Source organism: Streptomyces sp. W16 (genome assembly GCF_033194735.1).
Taxonomy (GTDB): domain Bacteria; phylum Actinomycetota; class Actinomycetes; order Streptomycetales; family Streptomycetaceae; genus Streptomyces.
Genome location: NZ_JAWOAI010000170.1, coordinates 1 through 18,129, shown reverse-complemented (window position 1 = coordinate 18,129; position 18,129 = coordinate 1). Strand labels below are relative to the sequence as shown.

At 65.9% G+C, this 18,129-nt stretch carries 15 protein-coding genes and 2 pseudogenes; 8 read left to right on the top strand and 9 right to left on the bottom strand.

Annotated features, from left to right (window positions below):
* The first annotated feature begins 440 nt into the window (after positions 1–440).
* Positions 441–1,460 (top strand): SEC-C domain-containing protein, encoded by a 1,020-nt coding sequence (locus R6V09_RS23065; RefSeq protein ID WP_317883339.1) that lies wholly within the window; start codon positions 441–443, stop codon positions 1,458–1,460.
* 122 nt (positions 1,461–1,582) lie between these two features.
* Positions 1,583–4,732 carry a DUF3427 domain-containing protein gene (locus tag R6V09_RS23060; RefSeq protein WP_317883338.1) on the top strand — a complete coding sequence of 1,050 codons (3,150 nt, stop codon included), beginning with the start codon at positions 1,583–1,585 and terminating at the stop codon, positions 4,730–4,732.
* Positions 4,733–4,801: 69 nt separating this feature from the next.
* Here the strand turns inward: R6V09_RS23060 and R6V09_RS23055 are convergent, their stop codons facing one another.
* Positions 4,802–5,377, bottom strand: a complete 576-nt coding sequence (locus R6V09_RS23055) for a hypothetical protein (protein WP_317883337.1) — start codon at positions 5,375–5,377, stop codon at positions 4,802–4,804.
* A gap of 101 nt (positions 5,378–5,478) precedes the next feature.
* Between R6V09_RS23055 and R6V09_RS23050 the strand changes: the two genes are divergently transcribed.
* Positions 5,479–6,513 carry a hypothetical protein gene (locus R6V09_RS23050; protein ID WP_317883336.1) on the top strand — a complete coding sequence of 345 codons (1,035 nt, stop codon included), beginning with the start codon at positions 5,479–5,481 and terminating at the stop codon, positions 6,511–6,513.
* A gap of 44 nt (positions 6,514–6,557) precedes the next feature.
* On the opposite strand, the gene R6V09_RS23045 is transcribed toward R6V09_RS23050, so the two are convergent.
* Positions 6,558–7,151 carry an ATP-binding protein gene (locus R6V09_RS23045; RefSeq protein WP_317883335.1) on the bottom strand — a complete coding sequence of 198 codons (594 nt, stop codon included), beginning with the start codon at positions 7,149–7,151 and terminating at the stop codon, positions 6,558–6,560.
* 203 nt (positions 7,152–7,354) lie between these two features.
* On the opposite strand from R6V09_RS23045, the gene R6V09_RS23040 reads away from it, so the two are divergent.
* Positions 7,355–8,200 (top strand): helix-turn-helix domain-containing protein, encoded by an 846-nt coding sequence (locus R6V09_RS23040; protein ID WP_317883334.1) that lies wholly within the window; start codon positions 7,355–7,357, stop codon positions 8,198–8,200.
* Complete coding sequence (locus R6V09_RS23035; RefSeq protein WP_317883333.1) at positions 8,200–8,403, top strand: DUF397 domain-containing protein; 204 nt, start codon at positions 8,200–8,202, stop codon at positions 8,401–8,403. Before R6V09_RS23040 ends, R6V09_RS23035 begins: the two co-directional genes overlap by 1 nt.
* A gap of 32 nt (positions 8,404–8,435) precedes the next feature.
* Here R6V09_RS23035 and R6V09_RS23030 read toward each other — a convergent pair whose 3' ends face one another.
* Together R6V09_RS23030 and R6V09_RS23025 are read right to left on the bottom strand one after the other, a co-directional pair.
* Positions 8,436–8,684 (bottom strand): nitroreductase family protein, encoded by a 249-nt coding sequence (locus R6V09_RS23030; RefSeq protein WP_317883332.1) that lies wholly within the window; start codon positions 8,682–8,684, stop codon positions 8,436–8,438.
* The gene (locus tag R6V09_RS23025) at positions 8,669–9,040 is read right to left on the bottom strand and encodes a nitroreductase family protein (RefSeq protein ID WP_317883331.1); all 372 of its coding nucleotides are present in this window, start codon (positions 9,038–9,040) and stop codon (positions 8,669–8,671) included. The genes R6V09_RS23030 and R6V09_RS23025 overlap by 16 nt, the downstream gene beginning before the upstream one ends.
* A gap of 705 nt (positions 9,041–9,745) precedes the next feature.
* Between R6V09_RS23025 and R6V09_RS23020 the strand changes: the two genes are divergently transcribed.
* Positions 9,746–10,594, top strand: a complete 849-nt coding sequence (locus tag R6V09_RS23020; protein WP_317883330.1) for a hypothetical protein — start codon at positions 9,746–9,748, stop codon at positions 10,592–10,594.
* Between the two features lie 194 nt (positions 10,595–10,788).
* On the opposite strand, the gene R6V09_RS23015 is transcribed toward R6V09_RS23020, so the two are convergent.
* On the bottom strand, positions 10,789–11,148 hold the full coding sequence (locus R6V09_RS23015) for a hypothetical protein (RefSeq protein WP_317883329.1): 360 nt from the start codon (positions 11,146–11,148) through the stop codon (positions 10,789–10,791).
* Between the two features lie 473 nt (positions 11,149–11,621).
* Between R6V09_RS23015 and R6V09_RS23010 the strand changes: the two are divergent.
* A pseudogene (locus tag R6V09_RS23010) lies at positions 11,622–12,548 on the top strand (hydrolase); the annotation flags it as partial.
* Between the two features lie 94 nt (positions 12,549–12,642).
* On the opposite strand, the gene R6V09_RS23005 reads toward R6V09_RS23010, so the two are convergent.
* From R6V09_RS23005 to R6V09_RS22990, 4 genes are all read right to left on the bottom strand, one after another.
* Complete coding sequence (locus R6V09_RS23005; RefSeq protein ID WP_317883328.1) at positions 12,643–14,022, bottom strand: HupE/UreJ family protein; 1,380 nt, start codon at positions 14,020–14,022, stop codon at positions 12,643–12,645.
* A complete protein-coding gene (locus R6V09_RS23000; protein ID WP_317883327.1) occupies positions 14,019–15,308 on the bottom strand; it encodes a DUF3500 domain-containing protein in 1,290 nt (429 codons plus the stop codon). The genes R6V09_RS23005 and R6V09_RS23000 overlap by 4 nt, the downstream gene beginning before the upstream one ends.
* Positions 15,309–15,898: 590 nt before the next feature.
* Positions 15,899–16,321 (bottom strand): hypothetical protein, encoded by a 423-nt coding sequence (locus R6V09_RS22995; RefSeq protein WP_317883326.1) that lies wholly within the window; start codon positions 16,319–16,321, stop codon positions 15,899–15,901.
* A 110-nt stretch (positions 16,322–16,431) separates the two neighbouring features.
* A complete protein-coding gene (locus R6V09_RS22990; protein ID WP_317883325.1) occupies positions 16,432–17,787 on the bottom strand; it encodes a DUF445 domain-containing protein in 1,356 nt (451 codons plus the stop codon).
* Positions 17,788–17,893: 106 nt separating this feature from the next.
* Between R6V09_RS22990 and R6V09_RS22985 the strand changes: the two are divergent.
* Positions 17,894–18,129, top strand: a pseudogene (locus tag R6V09_RS22985) (SGNH/GDSL hydrolase family protein); the annotation flags it as partial.

Below are 18,129 nucleotides of genomic sequence, written 5' to 3'. Positions count from 1 at the left end.
TGTTCGTGGGGGCGGGGATTGTGGGGGCGGGGGTAGGGGTCATGGGGTGGGCGGCGGCACGGCGGGGGTCGGCGGAGGCCGGGGGTGGGGCGGAGCGGCCGGAGGGGGTCGTGGGGGCGAGACGGCCGGCGAGACGGCCGTAAAGGCGATACGGCGGGCGAGGTGGCCGTAGAGGCGAGACGGCGGTCGAAGCTGCCGTAGAGGCGCGGCGGCCGTAAGAGAGGGAGTGAGACGGCCACGGAGATTGGGGCGAGGCGGCCACGGAGGTTGGGGCGAGGCGGCCGTAAAACTGGCGGAAACCGGAAAGCCGCCCACTGTTCCCCACGAGGCGGGCTCCGGAAGCCCCCACACCCCTCCCCCACCGCACTCTCACCGGCCGACCTGCGCATATCTCTCCCCTTGCCTCCATCTGTGTCGGCATCGGCAGTACCGTGTCGTTCATGCGCCCCGACACGCCCGCCGAGAACGTCGACCACCCCGCCGAAGCGGCCCGCCTGGAGCGGACCGCCGCCCGTTACCCCGAGGACGCCGAAGCCCTGCTCCTCCAGGCCGCGGCCCACCTGGAACTGGCCGGCGACCGCCCCGCCGCCACCGCGCTCTACGACCGCCTGCTGTCATCGGCGGACGCCCTGGAAACCCCGCATCTGGTACGAGCCCTCAAGGCCTCGAACCTCTGGGAGTACGGCCACGAGGCCGAGGCCAGGGCGATCATCGACGGGGTACGGACCGCGTCCCCTCGCGATCCCGCCCCCTGGGTGATCGTCGCGGAGTCGCTGGAATCCCACGACGAGTTGGAAGCGGCGCAGGAGACGTTCACGGAGGGGGCGGCTCTGCTGCTGACGGACGTCCCCGAACCCCCGTACTCCACCCACCCGTTGCTGTTCGGCCGACACCGGGTACGGCGGATGCTGGGCGTGTCCCACGACGAGTGGGACACGCTGGCGGACACGCTGCACTCGTCGTCGGTGTCCTTGGACGAACTGCACGACCCGAAGCGGGTGTGGTCACTGGGGTCGGACAACCCGGCGGAGCTTGAGGCCGAGATCTCGCGGCTGCGGGCGGAGCTGGGGGCGTACCGGGAGGCGCTGTCCCGCCCCTTCCCGGTGGCTGTACTGCACTGGCCGGAGGGGGAGTTGGCGGAACTGGTGGGGGCGTACGCCTCGCTGGCCGTGGAGTACCCGTCGCACGAGGAGCACCTCGCGACGATAGAGGGGTCGCTGCGGGAGCTGGCGGCGAGCGGTACGCCGAACCTCGGGATCGTGACGGGGACGGTGCCTTCTTATGAGGCGTTCGCCGCGTCCGAGGGGGCTTCGCCGGGGGATGTTGATTTGTTGCCGCAGTATGCGACGACACTTGCGGCTCGGGGGCGGGCTGTGGTTTGGCCTCCGCAGCGGGGGGCCAGTTGCTGGTGCGGGTCGGGCGACTCGTACGGCGACTGTCATGGGCGCACGGAGGCGTGAGGCGTCCGTAGGAGATCACTCTTTGATACAGAAGGTCTCGTTGTCAGCGGCTACTGCTAGAAAAGATCCAGATCGACACGTTCGATCGTGCCTGCGCGCTACGAGGGATCAGGGGAGCAGCTGTGACGAACCCGGGGGACCGATCGGAGCCAATTGCGGGGGTCTACGAGAAGCTAATCACCCGCAGCGTGCGCGCCGAGCTTGAACAGTTCGAAGCTGCGGGTTGGAAGGCCATCGATGCTGAGGTCAGCACCGAATCCACCCCCCACGTTCTGGGTCGGTATGTGGGTGAAGCTGTCAGGCGTCGGCTGAGTCAATTGCCAGTCGGCGACCAGGTAGCCGTTGCCAACCGAATCCTCAAGTCCTTGTCCTCAGATGGGTCCGAGTCCAGCGAGGCAGAGGCCGTAGGCAACATCGTCGAAGGCCCCCGCCAACTCCTCGCACTAGCCAAGCAGGAAGCCCCGGGTGCCTACGCCCTGCGCCCGCTGACTCCCCTCTCCGAAACGTCACTCATCACCAACGCCCCCGAAGACCCCAGCCTCGGCTCGGAGTTGAGGGCGGAGCTGGCCACGGCAGACCGCATCGACCTGCTCTGCGCCTTCGTCAAGTGGTATGGCCTCCGTGTCCTGGAGAGCTCACTCCGCGAGGCCGCCAAGCGTGGCGTGCCCATTCGCGTCATCACCACGACGTACATGGGCGCCACGGATCGCCATGCCCTCGACCGTCTCGTCCAAGACTTCGGTGCCGAAGTGAAGGTCAACTACGAGACCCGCTCGACTCGACTGCACGCCAAGGCTTGGCTGTTCCGTCGCCGCAGCGGCTTCGATACCGCGTACGTAGGCAGTTCCAATCTCTCCAAGGCCGCGCTCCTCGATGGGTTGGAATGGAATGTGCGCCTGTCGTCTGTCGCAACACCGGACATCCTGAACAAGTTCGAAGCCAGCTTCGACTCGTATTGGAACGACATCACTTTTGAGACGTACGACCCGGGCCGCGATGCCCGCAAGTTGGATGAGGCACTGGGCGTGGCGGGCAGTTCAACGTCCAGCCAGGACTCCAAGATCAGTCTCTCGGGGCTTGAGGTTCGGCCGTATCCGTACCAGGCAGACATGCTTGAGCGGCTGCATGTCGAACGCGAGGTTCGCGGCCATCATCACAACCTGCTCGTTGCCGCGACTGGCACAGGCAAGACCGTCATGGCCGCCCTTGACTACCGCGATCTCCACAGACAGTGGGGCGGCAAGCAACACCCCCGGCTGCTGTTCGTGGCACACCGCAAGGAAATCTTGAGGCAATCGCTACGGAAGTATCGCGAAGTACTCGATGACGCATCCTTCGGTGAACCCCTCTTCACTGGCGAACTGCCGCGCGACTGGAAGCACGTCTTCGCCAGCGTTCAGTCACTTACCGAACAACGACTTGACCAGTTCGACCCAGAGCACTTCGACATCATCGTCATCGACGAGTTCCACCACGCCACCGCGTCGACGTATCGCCGAGTTCTCAAGCACTTCAAGCCGAAGCAGCTTCTCGGCTTGACTGCCACCCCGGAGCGGGCTGACGGGCTCAACGTGCAGGACGAGTTCTTCGATGGCCGGATCGCCGCCGAGATGCGCCTGTGGGAGGCCCTCGACAACGACCTCCTCTGCCCGTTCCACTACTTCGGCATCCCTGACGGTACGGACCTCACTCGCCTCAACTGGCGCTCTGGGACGTACGACCAGAGCCAACTCGGCGAGTTGTTCTCCGCCGACCACGCACGGGCCCGCATTGTCATCAAGCAGGTGCGGGACAAGGTGTCCAACCCAACGGAGATGCGGGCACTCGGCTTCTGTGTCAGCAGGAAGCACGCTCACTTCATGGCGAGATGCTTCCAAGAGGCCGGCCTGAAGGCCGCGGCTCTGGACAGCGAGTCGAAGCCGGAGACCCGCGACCGGGTCCTGTCTGAACTCAAGGCAGGCGAAATCCAAGTCATCTTCTCCGTGGACTTGTTCAACGAGGGCTTGGACATCCCCGACGTCGACACACTGCTGCTACTCCGCCCGACGAGCAGCGCAACCGTCTTCCTTCAGCAACTCGGTCGAGGCCTACGCCGCACACCGGACAAGCCCGTGCTCACGGTGCTCGACTTCATCGGCCAGCATCGCGCCGAGTTCCGGTTCGAGGAGCAGTTCCGCGCGATGACGAATCTGTCGCGCAACCGGCTCCTTGAGCATGCCGAGCACGACTTCCCGCTCCTGCCGTCCGGTTGCCAGATCATCCTTGAAGGCAAGTCCAAGGACCTCGTACTGGACAACATCCGCACCCAGATCAAGGCGAACGTCCAGACCCTTGCCACGGAAGTCAGGACCTACGGCACACCACTCCTCGCCGACTACCTCCGCGAGAGCCGCCGCGAAATCAAGGAGCTGTACAAGTCCAGCAACTCCTGGACAACAGTCCTGCGCCGTTCCGGCCTGGCCGCCCTGCCTGAACAGGCAGACGAGGAAGACCTGTTGAAGCGCGTCCACGCCTTCCTGCACGTCGATGACCTCGAACGCGCAGAGGCCTACACCCGTCTCCTGAGCGATGACGCCCCGACGTACGAAACCCTCGACCCGAGGGACAAGACGTACGCACGCATGCTCTTCTTCAACCTCTGGGACAAGGCCGGTGGCTTCAGCTCCTACGCGGACGGAATTGAATCACTCCGCGAACAGCAAGCCCTTCGCAGCGAACTCCGCCAGGTCCTCAAGTACGTGATGGGCCAGGCCGATCACTTCCCCATCCCCTTGGAAGGTCCGCACGCGCATCTTCCCTTGAAGGTCCACAGCGCGTACAACCGCTCGGAAATCTTGGCCGCCCTCGGCGTAGCCCGCCTCGGCGGACAGATGCCTGGTTCCTTCGCACAGGGTGTCTTGTGGGACGAGCCGAACAAGACCGATGCGCTGCTGATCACGCTCGAAAAGAACGAGAAAGACTTCTCACCCACGGTCCGATACAAGGACTACGCGCTGAGCCCCTCCCTCTTCCACTGGGAGTCACAGAGCACGGCCGCGGACACCTCGCCCACGGGCCTTCGCTACCAGCAGCACTCCCAACGCGACAGCCACGTACTGCTGTTCATGCGGCGCTACAAGGACACAGACACAGGCAAGGCCCAGCCGTGGATGCTGCTTGGTCCAGCAACCTATGCCCAACACACGGGCAGCAAGCCGATGGCCATCACCTGGCGGCTTCACCATGAGTTGCCTGCAGACGTGTGGTCATACTCGGCTATCAACGCAGGCTAGCCGTTACGCTCACACCACCCTGGGGCTGAGCCATCGGCAACTGACTCAGCCCCGAAGCCGCGCACGGCGCTAGCTGACTGGCTGTAGCGGATCACGAATGATCTCCCCGGCCCTCTGAAGGAATCCGGCATAAGCTGTGATCATCTCATTCCTGGCCCGCTCGGAACTGGCCCAGTCTGCGTTCTGATCCGTGGAACGCGCAGCCGCCACCCGAAGCAAAGTACCTACAGCACTCGTCGCCTTCCTCATCAACGCATAGGCCAATTCGCTCGCCTCATGGGGCCCCCACAGCGCCAACAGGCTTGTTTTGTCTTGGAGTGCAAGTGCACTCTCCCGCAACTCACGGCCTGTCGCCTCGTCGAGCCTGGCCCCATTTTGCACTTCAGGTGCGATACGCGTGAGTACATCATCAAGTGCGGCATAAGCCTCAAGGAGAGCCGCAAAGGACTGATGTCGCTGACTGCGGACCCATTGCCAGTGCTCCACCGCCGCTTGCCCATGCACCTGCGCTAGCGCTGCCTCAACTGCCTTACGTCCGCCAACCTCAGCTCCGCGCTTGGCATATATCCCAGCGATCACGGCACCTATGACTGCGGATACGAAAGCGATGATGCTTGCGATGATCGTCCCCGTCGTCTCACTCATCACACCATCTTTGCCGGAGCCAGGAGCGACTACAACGCAGCACGACTAGGCCTACGTGGACTGACGCCCCCCATAAGGGCGGAACCCATTAACCTCACTCCATGACGACAAGCGTGTCCGGGTTCCAACCTGGCGAAATCCTTACGCGTGCGGAGATCCATCCCATACTCGGCGGCAGCGGCTTTGCTGGGATTTGTCCGGCCAGAGAGAAACAAAACGTCCTTATCTTCTCGGACAGGAAGATTGGCGAACGCTTCGGATATCACGACGGCTGGCTCGCCGAGGATGACGATCTGGGGCCGGTCTTCACCTATACCGGAGTCGGGAAACAGGGCGATCAGGTCTTCAAGGGCGGCAATGCGTCGATTCTGGAACATGCAGGCAAAGGCCGCACTTTGCATTTATTTATCGCCGTAGGGAAGGTTCCAGGAACCGATACGCGGACCCACAGGTACATCGGGAAGTTCAAGGTTGATGAGCGGAATCCGTTCGAGATACGTGAAGCAAAGGACGAGCTAGGCCGCAATCGTAATGTCATTGTCTTTCGACTGCGACCCATCAGCCCCTACATTCGAGAAACGTCCGACACGCTTCAACCAGCACCCGCGCCTCGATCTCGGTTTAACCAAACAGCAGGGCGCTTCGCCCGGACGGTTCGACGCCAGAGACGACAGCGACTACCGCGCACCGATGCCACTCGGGTAGCAGAAGCCCGCGACGATCTGGCGGAAACCTTCGAGGAATCCGAGTCCGCGGCCGGCCAAAGCATCGGTCAAATGGAGCTGTCGATGCGCGACTCAACATCGCATCTCGTCTTCGAGCTTTTCAATCAGACGAACAACACCGTGTACGAACCAGCGGGGAGCACAGCAAGCGAGTCGATCGCCCAGGCTCTGTCCCAATTGCTGCTTGCACGACACCACTTGAGAGAGCTCAACCAAGCTCACCCCTTCCATCTCATGGTGCTCGCACCGGCACTCCCCCGGCAGGACCTCCGCGATTTGCTCACCGAAAATGGAATCGGTCTCGTGTACCGCAACGAAAGCGGCGGCTTCTCCGAGTTCGAGGGCGGCAGCTCAGCCTTCCCCAACCCTTCTCAAACCTTGCGCTGTCTAGATTGCCCTCTGCCCGTCTGAATGGGATGAGCCATAGCCGGGCTCTCAGCGGGCTATTCGTTTTCCTACCGAGCTGCTTGCTCCAGCTGGGCTTCAAAGTGCCGTTGTGCCCGGTCGATGACCTCCTCGGGGTCGCAACCATGCGCTCGAAGCCAGTGCAGAAGGTCGGAGATGGCGTTGATCGCCGCCGCCTCGGTCGCCACCGCCTTCAATCGACTGGGCGGATGGCCACCACAGTGCCCGGCAGGCATGTTCAGCCCGGCGGCAAACTCGCACCAGGTCACCTTCCGCTCGTCTCGGAGCTCAACACCCCAACGGTCAGTGGTGGCCGTTACGAGAGCCATACCCCGCCCCGTTTCGGCATCGTCGGTTGCGTCGACGAGCGTCGGCAGTAAGCGGGTGTCGGGGTCGTGGACCTCGACGCGTAGGTGGGCACCGTTCATGGAGACGGCGAGGGTGGTCGGGGTGCCTGCGCCCACATGAGTGATCACATTGGCGACAAGTTCGCTAACACAGAGCTGGACCGCGTCAGTCAATTCTTCCAGGCCCCAGATCTTCAGGTGGATGCCCAAGACCCGCCTCAGAGCCGCCACTTCCTCGGGCTCCGCCAAGAACGCGAGCTCCCACGCCCTCCTCAGCGTGCACGTAGTGCAGTCCATGCCCCAACCCCTCCACCTGCACGGCAGGTTGCGATGCGTAACTACCTTCACACCAAGGGTTGCACTGGAACTCTCAAAATGGAACTCTCATCTCGCATCGGCAGGAGTGCATCTCGGCATCACACGCCCCCGGCGCGCGCTGCCTTGCCGTCAGACTCGAACAACCAGCACGATCTGATAGATCGACATGAAGGGCTGGAAGCATGCCAGTTGGACCCACCACGCGAAGGCGCCAGTTGGGTGCCGACCTGCGCCGACTCCGCGAATCCAAGGGCCTGACCCTGGAGGAGGCAGGTGCACGAGTCGGCATCTCAAAGGCGACACTAAGTCGCTACGAGACTAAGGAGGGGACGGTCAAGTGGCCTGCCGTTGACGCCCTTTGTCGCGAATACGGAGCCACTGACGCAGAACGTCTCGCTCTCGTCGAACTGGCCAAGGGCGCCAAGATCCAAGGCTGGTGGCGATCGCTCGCCGACCCCATCCCTGAGTCCATGAACCTCATGCTCACGCTTGAGGACGAGGTCGTGCGCGAAGACCACTACGCGTGCATGTACGTCCCTGGGCTACTCCAAACACGCGCCTACGCCGAGGCAGTTCACCGAGCCTCGGAGGTGCAGTGCCCTGAGCGCGAAGTGCAGCACATGGTCGACATCCGTATGAAGCGCCAGGAGCTTCTCAACCGAGACGAACCACCGCGGATCTGGTGCGTAATCGACGAGGCCGCACTCCGTCGCCAGGTAGGCGGACGCGAGGTCATGCGAGAGCAGCTTGGGCATCTACTCGCCCTGAACGAGCGCCCTCACGTCACCGTTCAAGTACTCCCCTTCTCAAAGGGCGCACACGCGGCGGCAGTTGGCAGTTTCGCCATCCTTCGGGGTCCGACTCCGGACCTGGACGTGGTGTACGTAGACCTGCTCAGCGGCGGCCTCTTCATGGAGAAGCCGCAGGAACTGGGGCGTTATAGGTTGGCGTTCGAGTACCTCAGCGCACAGGCACTCGATCTTGAGTCCTCCACGGACATCGTCCACCGCATAAGCAAGGAGTCCTGATGGCGGCGCCCTCGACGCACCAGTGGTTCAAGTCCTCGTACAGCGGGGGCAGCGGGACGGAGTGTGTCGAGTGCGCGCGTACGCAAGACGGGGCTCTGATACGTGACTCGAAGAACAAGAAGGGGTCTTCGCTTGCCGTCCGGAGACAGGCCTGGCATGAGTTCACACGGGCCTTGCGGATCGGACAGTTGCCGGAACTCTGAGCAGCCCCACCTCAAACCAGCTTGGCACTCTCTCAGACGTGTTGCCCCCACTGCCCACGATGAATGACGTCGTCCACCCCACGCCGGCGCTCCGCGACATGCGCGCTCTGCGGCGGAAGCTCCTCGGCGCGGTAGCCAATGGTGATCCCGCCGATCGGGTCGTACTCATCAGGCACCCCGAACTCCGCCCGAAACGGCTCCAGATGCTCCGGCATGATGCCGAAAAAGCAGGCGCCGAGCCCCTCGTCGACCGCGGTCAGCAGCATCAACAGGGAGGCCATCCCCGTGTCGATGTACCAGTACGGCGCGGGCCAGCGGGCCTCGGCGCGGTCCTCCCACAGCCCTTGTCGGGTTCGGCGTAGCGCTCCAGGTATGCCGCCTTGTGCGCCAGGGGCACTACGACCAGCGGGGCGTCCTGCATGGTCGGGGTCTTCTCGACCCGGGTGGGGACGAACGGCCAGAAGCGGGCGCGGTCGGCCGGGTCGGTCAGGGCGAGGAACGCCCAGCCCTGAGAGAAGCCGGCCGAGGGGGCTCGTATCGCGGAGGCGAGGATTCGCTCGGTCACCTCCGGGGTCAGCGGTTTGTTGGTGTAGTGACGGATCATGCGCCTACGACGGACCACCTCGGAGAATTCCATGTCGGCAGATCCTGCCATGAACTCACCGCTCTCCAGGAGCTGTTGATCTGCCTGTTTCACCTCGCTCGTCCAGGCCCTCGCCGAGGATCAAGGCGCCCCGCTGACGCAGACCGAACCGTTGGACCGGCCGGATGGCCAGGTGGACCGGCGCCAACACGCCTATACCCACAGAACATCGGCCGCAAGGTCAACTACCCCACTACCGGAATATCTCCGTGGCGTCATAGACGCAGGTCGGCGGACCGCCCTAGCGTCAAGCCCGAGGTAGTGAGCGGTCTTGCCCAACGTGAAGGGGCAAAGACGACGCGTGAAAAACTGACCCGGCTGACCGGCAACGGGAACTGCGAGCGTGGGGGCGATGACTGCCCCAATACGAACTCGTCTCCTGCGGCGTGGACATCACCAACGCCGCTGAACTGGCCCTTCACCACAGGGCGTTCGATGCCCTCAGCGATGCGGCGAGCTACGAAGACTCGGCAAGGAGTCTGATCAACAAGGCCCTTGCCACTGGAGCAACGCCTGATCGTCAGAGGCAGCAGCGCCGGCGAGGGGGCCACCACCAACTCCCCAGCTCCACGCGCCCGTTACGTACTTATTGCACAAGAGATCTTCACCATTTCCGACCTGAGTCCATATCATGCGGAGATCAACAGGCCCGGCCAAGGGGAGACTTGGGCGGGCCTCTCAGGTTCCTGTGGGGGTTTCATGCGTATACGCGTTGCGGCCGGCGTTGTCTCCGGTGCCGTCGTTCTGTCCGCGCTCGCTCTTCCGGTTGCCGCCCAGGCGGCGGAGCGCCGGGGTGCTGCGGCCGAGCTGAGTTCCCTCGCCTCGGCGGCCGTTCAGCCCAGAGACTCGTTGGGCAACACCAAGTTCTCGCACGCCGTCATCAACGGCGGCAAGGACATCGTCCTGGGCACCACCGGCACGAAGTCCGTCACCGTCACGTACACCGCCACGGACGCGAGCGGCGTCGCCCTCACCGAGGCCTTCCTGTGGCAGGGGACCGACAGTTCGACCACGGCCGGTATCACCGGTGGGCTGGGGACGGACGACGACCCCGCCTGCACGGAGACGGCGACGCAGGGCACGTACACCTGCAAGGCCGTCTTCAACATCCACCCCGCCACGGACATGAAGGACAACGGCGTGGCCGGGACCTGGAAGCTGTTCCTGGGGGCCTGGGACCTGTACGCGAACGCCAGTTACAACGACGACGTCGCCACCGCCGCGATCAAGAAGGCCTCCACGCTGACCGCCAATGCCACGCCGGAGCCGGTCAAGAAGGGCAAGACCATCACGGTCACGGGCAAGCTCGCCCGCGCGAACTGGTCGACGGGCAAGTACGCGGGGTACGTGTCCCAGCCCGCGAAGCTCCAGTTCCGCAAGAAGGGCAGCAGCACCTACGCCACCCTGAAGACGGTCAAGACCAACACCACCGGCGTCCTGAAGACCACTACCAAGGCCACGGTCGACGGTTACTACCGCTACGTCTTCGCGGGCACCTCCACCACCGCCGCGGCGACAGCGCCCGGCGACTTCGTCGACGTCAGGTAGGACGTCCGCCAAGCAGTCCGCCGGCACCCCGCATCAACACTCCGGTGCCGGGCCGCCATGCGTCACGGCGCCCGGCACCACACCTTTCCGAACGGGCCAACTTCCGCTACGAGCCCTTCGAGGAGTGCGAGGAGTTCGTGAAGGGCTCTGACGCAGTCGAATTCCGCTGCCCACATCCTCCAGTGGTACGCCGGTCAGAGCTCCGGAGCCAGCGACGTAAGCCGAAGCACCGCCGCGACCGCCAGCCCCGCCGGAATCGCGTACCAGTACCACCGCCTGCGGAGCCATTCCGCCTTGACGAACACCCAACTCAGCCCCGCGGTCGCCGCCGTGAGCGCCAGGGCGAAGCCGGCCGCGAAGTCCGAGTGGGCCACCGTTTCACTGTCCCAGGAGCCTGCGGGGTCGGCCGCGTACGCGAGGAGCGTCATGTACGCCGTCACCAAGTGTCCCAGGGTGAGGACGAAGGCGCAGATCCCGGATGCGACGCGGGTGCGCGAGGCCTGGGCAACTTGCCTGCCGACGTGGGGAGTCGGGGGGCGGACAGGGCTGCTCACTGCAGGGCCTCCTTGGCGTCGTCCAGCTTGCGGCGAAGCCGCGACCGTAAGCCTGGGCGGCGGGGTCCTCATAGTAGGGACCGCCGTTGCAGCGAGCGGCCAACTCCTGTAGCTGCGCTCGGGTCATGCGGTCCAGCGGGACATCCGGTCCGGCGGGACATCCGCGAAGCCGCTCTCCGCCTTGCGCTGTGCCCATTCCTCGTCCCACGACACGACCAAAGGAGGTCTGCGAAAAGGCGCCGGGTAAGAGATCTACGTGAACCCCCCAAGACCCCCTCCCGATGCCACCGATCCTCTGTGTAGCCTCCTCCCTTGTGTCGATCGGTGATCACTCAACCACCGTTCTACGCGCGAAGATTCACCGCAAGCAGCACGCATTCCCCACGCACCCGCACCCCCTGTTCACTCCACCCCCCACGCATGGAATCCCCCCACTCACGGAGGTTCACCGGATGCTCAGCTTTGGCAAGTCCATGACACGCACCTACGGGTCGCGTCGTAGGTTCACCACCGCTCTCACCGTGCTCGGCATGCTCGCCGCGGGTGCCGCCGTTCAGGCGTCCACCGTCACCCCCGCCGCCGCGGCCACCACGCACCGCGTCCTGTTCGACGACGGACACGCCGAGGAGGCCGGCAACGCGGACTGGATCATCTCCACGAGCAAGCCCGACCCGCTGTCCCAGGACTCCTCCCCCTCCTCCGACAAGGACTGGACGGGGGCACTCTCCTCGTGGGGCATCGCCCTGCAGCAGACCGGCGACTACAGCCTCAAGACCGCTACCAGCGCGCTCACTTACGGCGGGTCCTCGGCCACCGACCTGTCGAACTTCGACACACTCGTACTGCCCGAGCCCAACATCAAGTTCACGACGGCCGAGAAGACCGCCATCATGAACTTCGTGAAGGCCGGCGGCGGGCTGTTCATGATCTCCGACCACACCGGGTCCGACCGCAACAACGACGGCTACGACGCGGTCCAGATCCTCAACGACCTGATGACCAACAACAGCGTGGACTCGACCGACCCGTTCGGCTTCTCCATCGACTCGCTCAACATCAGCTCCGGCTACCCGGCCGCCATCAGCGACAGCACCAACCCGGTGCTGCACGGCTCCTTCGGCACCGTCACCAAGAGCCTCATCGCCAACGGCACCACCGCCACCATCAAGCCCGCCGACAACTCCGCCGCCAAGGGGCTGCTGTACCGCTCCGGTTACTCCGGCAACACCGGCGCCTTCTTCGCGACCAGCACCTTCGGAAGCGGCAAGGTCGCGTTCTGGGGCGACAGTTCGCCGGTCGACGACGGCACCGGCCAGTCCGGCAACACGCTCTACGACGGCTGGAACGACACCGGCGCCACCAACGCCGCCCTCGCCCTCAACGCCACCGAGTGGCTGTCCTCGTAAGCAGCAGTAGCAAGCAGTAGCGGGGTCCGGGTCCGGGGAATCTGCTTCCCCGGACCCGGACCTGCACCCGCACCCGCACCCGTCAGTTCTACGGACGTGTGGAGAGCGCCAACTTCGGCAGCTCACGCCCGCGTTGGCGGACCACCAGCGTCCAGCCGACCGCCGCCACCGCGGCCACCGCCGCCAGCGCGAGCACCGTCAGCATCCCCGTCGTATGCGATCCGGCGCTGTCCGCCGCCCTCGCCACCGGGTTGGGCAGCCCCAGGCGGTCCACCAGCCAGCCGATCGCCGCCGTGGCCGTGATCAGCGCGCCGCCCACCCGTAGCGCGGGCTGTACCCGCAGCCGCGCCAGTACCAGCAACGAGGGCAACGCCAGGCAGACCAGCAGGAGTTGGACCAGTTCGATGCCCAGGTTGAAGGCCAGGAGGCTGCTCGCCAACTGGCCTGTGGACAGGTGCATTTCGGCGAGGACGAAGGAGAACGCCATGCCGTGGCCGAGGCCGAAGACGCCCGCCACGAGTGCTTCCTTGCCGGGGAAGAGCGGGCGGATCGCGTGGACCGCGCCCACGAGGATGCTCGCCGCGATGAACGCCTCGACCGGTCGGCCGGGGATCTGGAGGCGGGTGAGCGCGGTGGCGGCCAGCGCGACCGAGTGGCCGACGGTGAACGCGAGGGTGATGCGGCCGATGCGCGTGAGTGCCGCGCGGGGGCCGGCCAGGCCGCCGTTCCAGCGCCCGCCGGCTGCCAACAGCGGTGCGGGCAGCAGCAGGATGAGCAGGAACAGGAGGTGGTCGGTGCCGGTGAGGATGTGGTTGGCGCCGAGTTGGAGCATGGCCACGAAGCCGCGCCAGGCGCTGCCCTTGCCCAGGTCGACCGTCAGCGGCGGGACCTTCATGTGGCGGATGTCGAGGCGGATGGTGCCCACCTGGGTGGCGCCGTCGCCGGTGACCCGGCCGGCCGCCCAGTCCTGACGTACCGTCACCAGTGTGATGTGGGTGACGACTTGGTGCACTATCACGTCGTAGTCGAAGGTGAAGTGCCGTACGTCGGCGCCGGCCGGCGGGGTGAGCACGGCCTTCGCGATCAGCTCGCGGTACGGGCCGGTGGAGGTCTGCTCGGTGCGGCTGAGGCTCAGCGCGCCGATGCTCACCTGCCACAACTCGCCCTTGAGGGTGGTCGGGTGGATGTGCGCGGCGAGGTAGGTGCGGATCGCCGCGGCCTTGGTGGGCAGGGCGGACGCCTTGACGGTGTTGAGGTCGATGCCGCTGGCCGTGGTGAAGTCGCCTACGGGCAGGGCCAGTCGGGCGGTGACCGAGTCCTTGTACACGTCGAGCTGGACCACTGAGTGCGGCATCGGGTGCGCGGCGGCCGGCGACGCTCCGAGGAGGAGCGCCGCCGGTACCGCGATCGCGATCCCGGCCACCAGGCGAAGTAGCGCTGTGGTCAGCCAAGTTCGCGGTCGGGTCATGAGAAGGTGAACTCGCTGCCGTAGTCGCGGGTGTGGTCGCGGTACACGGTGTGGTAGTGGACCTTGCCCTGGAAGACGAGGCCGTTCTGGCAGACGAACTCGATCCACACGCCGGGGCCGTCGATGCGCACGTAGTCGCCCTGGGTGTCGAGGGCGGTGCCGCCGGAGTAGCCGACGTAGGTCTCGTTCAGCTCGTGCGCGTACGTCTTCATGAGCTTCTTCGCGGTGGCGTCGTCCACATTGGCGATCCAGGGGTGGATGGCCTTCAGGACCAGCTGCTTCTGCTTGGGCGACAGCGAGCTGACCTTGATGCCTTCCTTGGTCGTCGGGAACTGGCCGTCCTCACCCGGGCCGAGGAGCACGTCGCTGAACGACTCGGACAGCTTGGCGGTGGCCAGCTGCTCCGTGCTCAGGCTTGCGGTCAGCGCGAGCATGCCGTCGCGCTGCTTCTGCAGGGGCGCGTACGTGGTGCCGTCGTCGGCGGTCCAGCTGCTGGGCTCGACCCCGACGAAGAACGGGCTGGCGCCTGCCACCTTCCCCTTCTTGTAGGTCTCGTTCACGGCGAGGTGGTGACCGCCGAAGTGCAGCTGCCAGGTGCCGGTCACCGAGGGGGTGCCGAGGAACGCGAGGAAGTAGATGCCGCTGCCGTAGCCGCCCATTCCGCCGCCGGCGCCGCCGGACGGCGGGGTGCCGGTCGGGACGTCGGTCGGGGCGTCGGTGGCCGTCGAGCTGGCGGACGGGTCGGTCGTGGCCGTGGCGGACGGGTCCGCGGAGGCCGTGCTCGACGCGGTGTCCGACGGTGCCGGACCGGCGGAGCTGGTGGCCTGTGCGGCGTTGAGCACGTCGTCGGCCTTGAGGATCTGCGTGATCTGGTCGTACCCGGTGCCCTCGCCGGTGCCCGTGGCGAGCTTCACCACCTTCATGGCGGCGGCGAGTTGGGTGTCCGTCAGGGAACCGAGCTGGATGCCGGTGCGGCAGGTCGAGCCGCACGGGAGGTTCGACCACGCGGTCGCGTTCGCCTGCGAGAAGTCCAGCAGCACCTCCGCCTGCTGGTCGGCGTCCAGCGTGTTGAGGAACTCGTTGGCGGCGCTGACCACGGCACCGGTACCGGTGGCCTTCTTGTCGACCGGGCGCTTGACGCCCGCCGCCGACTTACCGGTCTGGGTGTCCGTCGAGGCATTCGCCACGGCGAAACCACCGCCGACCAGCACAACTGCCGTGACGGCTCCGGCTATGCCACGCCAGGTCCGTCTCGTGCGCACCAGACGGGTTCTGTCTCTACTCACGAACGACTCCTTCGATTCCAGAAATTCCAGAAATTCGAGAACGCGGTCCCGGCCCGCCCGGGCAGCACTCATCACCGCTCGTCAGCGGGTATAGGCAGGCTCACGCGATTGTTGACAACATTATCGACGCTCTTACCGAAATCTCAATGGATCGTCACGTGGATAAAATAAGTTTCAGGTTGCACAGCAATGCGGCATGAATTCAGAGAATTCACTTAACCAATTGACAGGTTACGCTTGTCGCGCGAATAGGTTTTCCTGCTATCTGCGGGGCCGCCGCGCAGCAGTGGCGGCAGCGGGTCGGCGGAAAGGCGGCCGGTGCGCTCACCGTGGCCCGCGTCGCCGGGTTCGCTGGATCCCACCCGCCGGCCAAGAAGGTGGTCGCCCGGCTCGCCGTCCTCGGTGTCGCGGGCGCCGTCGGCGACCGACGGACCCGACTCACACCAGTGCGGCGCGAAAGCGTGACACTCGGCGCTGAAGTGTCACACTTTCATGGGGAGGGTCCCCCCTCCGGCGGGCACCGGAAAGGGCCGCACCGCTCAAGTTCGAAGAGCCGCGTTGTCACCAAGAAGCGCGTCCGCCACGGCCGTTCAGCATCCGTGGGCCGACAGCACCCCGTCCGCCGAGTCCTCCTCGCACGGCCGGAAACGTCTGCCCACCGCCGACACCACCAGCACCCCCGCACCGATCACGAGCGTCGCGAACGCCCACTGCTGGGGCCATTCGGTCTCGTCGGGCCAGTTGGCGTACCCCCGCGGGTGGGAGACGTACATCAGTCCGGCCGGCGGCACCGCCACCAGCAGCAGGGGCCAGGCCGGTTCGTCGCGGCGGCCGAAGTAGAGGGCCAGGAGCAGCAGGAGCGCCGCGAGGACCAGCACGCCCGGGACGGACGCCCCCGTCCAGGCGAGGCACACGAAGTACGCCGCCGACGCGAGGGCGGCGCCGAGCGTGCGGATCAGCCAGCGTTCCGGCCAGGGGCGCGTCCGCAGGGGGCTCAGCAGCTTCTCGGTCATACGTACGAGGGTTCCCCTGTGCGCCGGGCCGCAACAGAGTACGGATACTCAGATCCGGGCGAACTCAGATCCGGCGAACTCCGGTCCGGCAACCTCGGATTCTCCGGCGCCTACACCCCCACCACCCGCGACACCGTATAGATCAACAACCCCGCCAACGACCCCACCACCGTGCCGTTGATCCGGATGAACTGCAGGTCGCGGCCGATGTTCGCCTCGATCTTGCGGGTCGTGTGTTCCGCGTCCCAGCCGGCCACCGTGTCCGTGATGAGTGAAGTGATCTCCTTGCGGTACGTCGTCACGACGTACACCGCCGCGCCCTCGACCCAGCCGTCGACCTTCTCCTGCAGCTTCGGTTCTACGGCCATCCGCGCGCCGAGCGACAGCAGCGAGGCCCGCACCCGCAGCCGTAGCTCACTGCGTTCGTCCTCCGCGGCCGACACGATCATCGAGCGTACGGACGTCCAGGCGCTGGCGATCAGGTCCTGGACCTCGCCGCGGCCGAGGACCTCGCCCTTGAGGCGTTCCACGCGCGCGCGGGTGTCCGTGTCGGACTGGAGGTCGGCGGCGAAGTCGCCGAGGAAGCGGTCCAGGGCGCCGCGGGCCGGGTGGGAGGGCATGTCGCGCATCTCGGTGACGAAGCGGAGGAGTTCCTTGTAGACACGCTCGCCGATCCGCTTGTCGACGAACCTCGGGGTCCAGCCGGGCGCGCCGCCCTCGACGGCGTCCATGACCTGCTCGTCGTGCAGGACGAGCCAGTCGTGCGCGCGGGTGACGATCAGGTCGACGACCCGCTTGTGACCACCGTCGGCGACGATCTTCTCCAGCATCTTGCCGATGCCGGGGGCGATCTCCTGGGCGTCGGCACGGCGGGTGATCGCCTCACCGACGACCGCCTGGACGTCGGAGTCGCGCAGGACGGTGAGGGCTCCGCGGAGGGCGGCCGACAGTTCCGCCGTCACGCGGTCCGCGTGGTCCGGTACGGCCAGCCAGGCGCCGAGCCGGCTGCCGATGCCGACCGCGCGCAGCCGCTGTCGTACGACCTCCTCGGAGAGGAAGTTCTCGCCGACGAACTCGCCCAGGGAGACGCCCAGTTGGTCCTTCTTGGTGGGGATGATCGCGGTGTGCGGGATGGGCAGGCCGAGCGGGTGGCGGAAGAGGGCGGTGACCGCGAACCAGTCGGCCATCGCGCCGACCATGCCGGCCTCGGCCGCCGCGGCGACATAGCCCGCCCAGGGGCCCGCGCCCGAGTTCGACGCCCACTTGGCGAGCACGTACACGACGGCCACGAAGAGCAGCAGGGCCAGCGCCGTCAGTTTCATCCGGCGTACGCCGCGCTGCTTCTCCTCGTCGGCCGCGCTGAACGTGGTCATCGTGCGGCGGGACGACGGCCCGTCGCTCTCAGCGCCCACTTCCGTACGTTTCGTACGTTCCATCCGCTCCACCCGTTCGCCGGTACCGTGCATATTGTCCCTTCCTGACCGACTCCCGGAACGGAACAGGAGTTCCCACTGTCACCCGAAAGGGCAAAATGGCAGGGCACTGCCACTCACCCGAGGAGATCCGCACCGCATGACCAAGCGTCGTGGTTATGCCCTGCTGTCCGCGATCATCACCCTGATCGTGGCCGTTTCCGCCTGCATATACGCCGGTGTCTCCGCCGGTGACGGAACCCGCGACGACGGGACGAACTCCGCCGGTGCCCACTCCGCCGCCCCCGCCTCGACCGGCACCTGGGTCGGCGCCTGGTCCGCCGCCCCGGTGGGCGGCGAGCCCGGCACCGAGCCGACCGGCATGGCGGGCCGCTC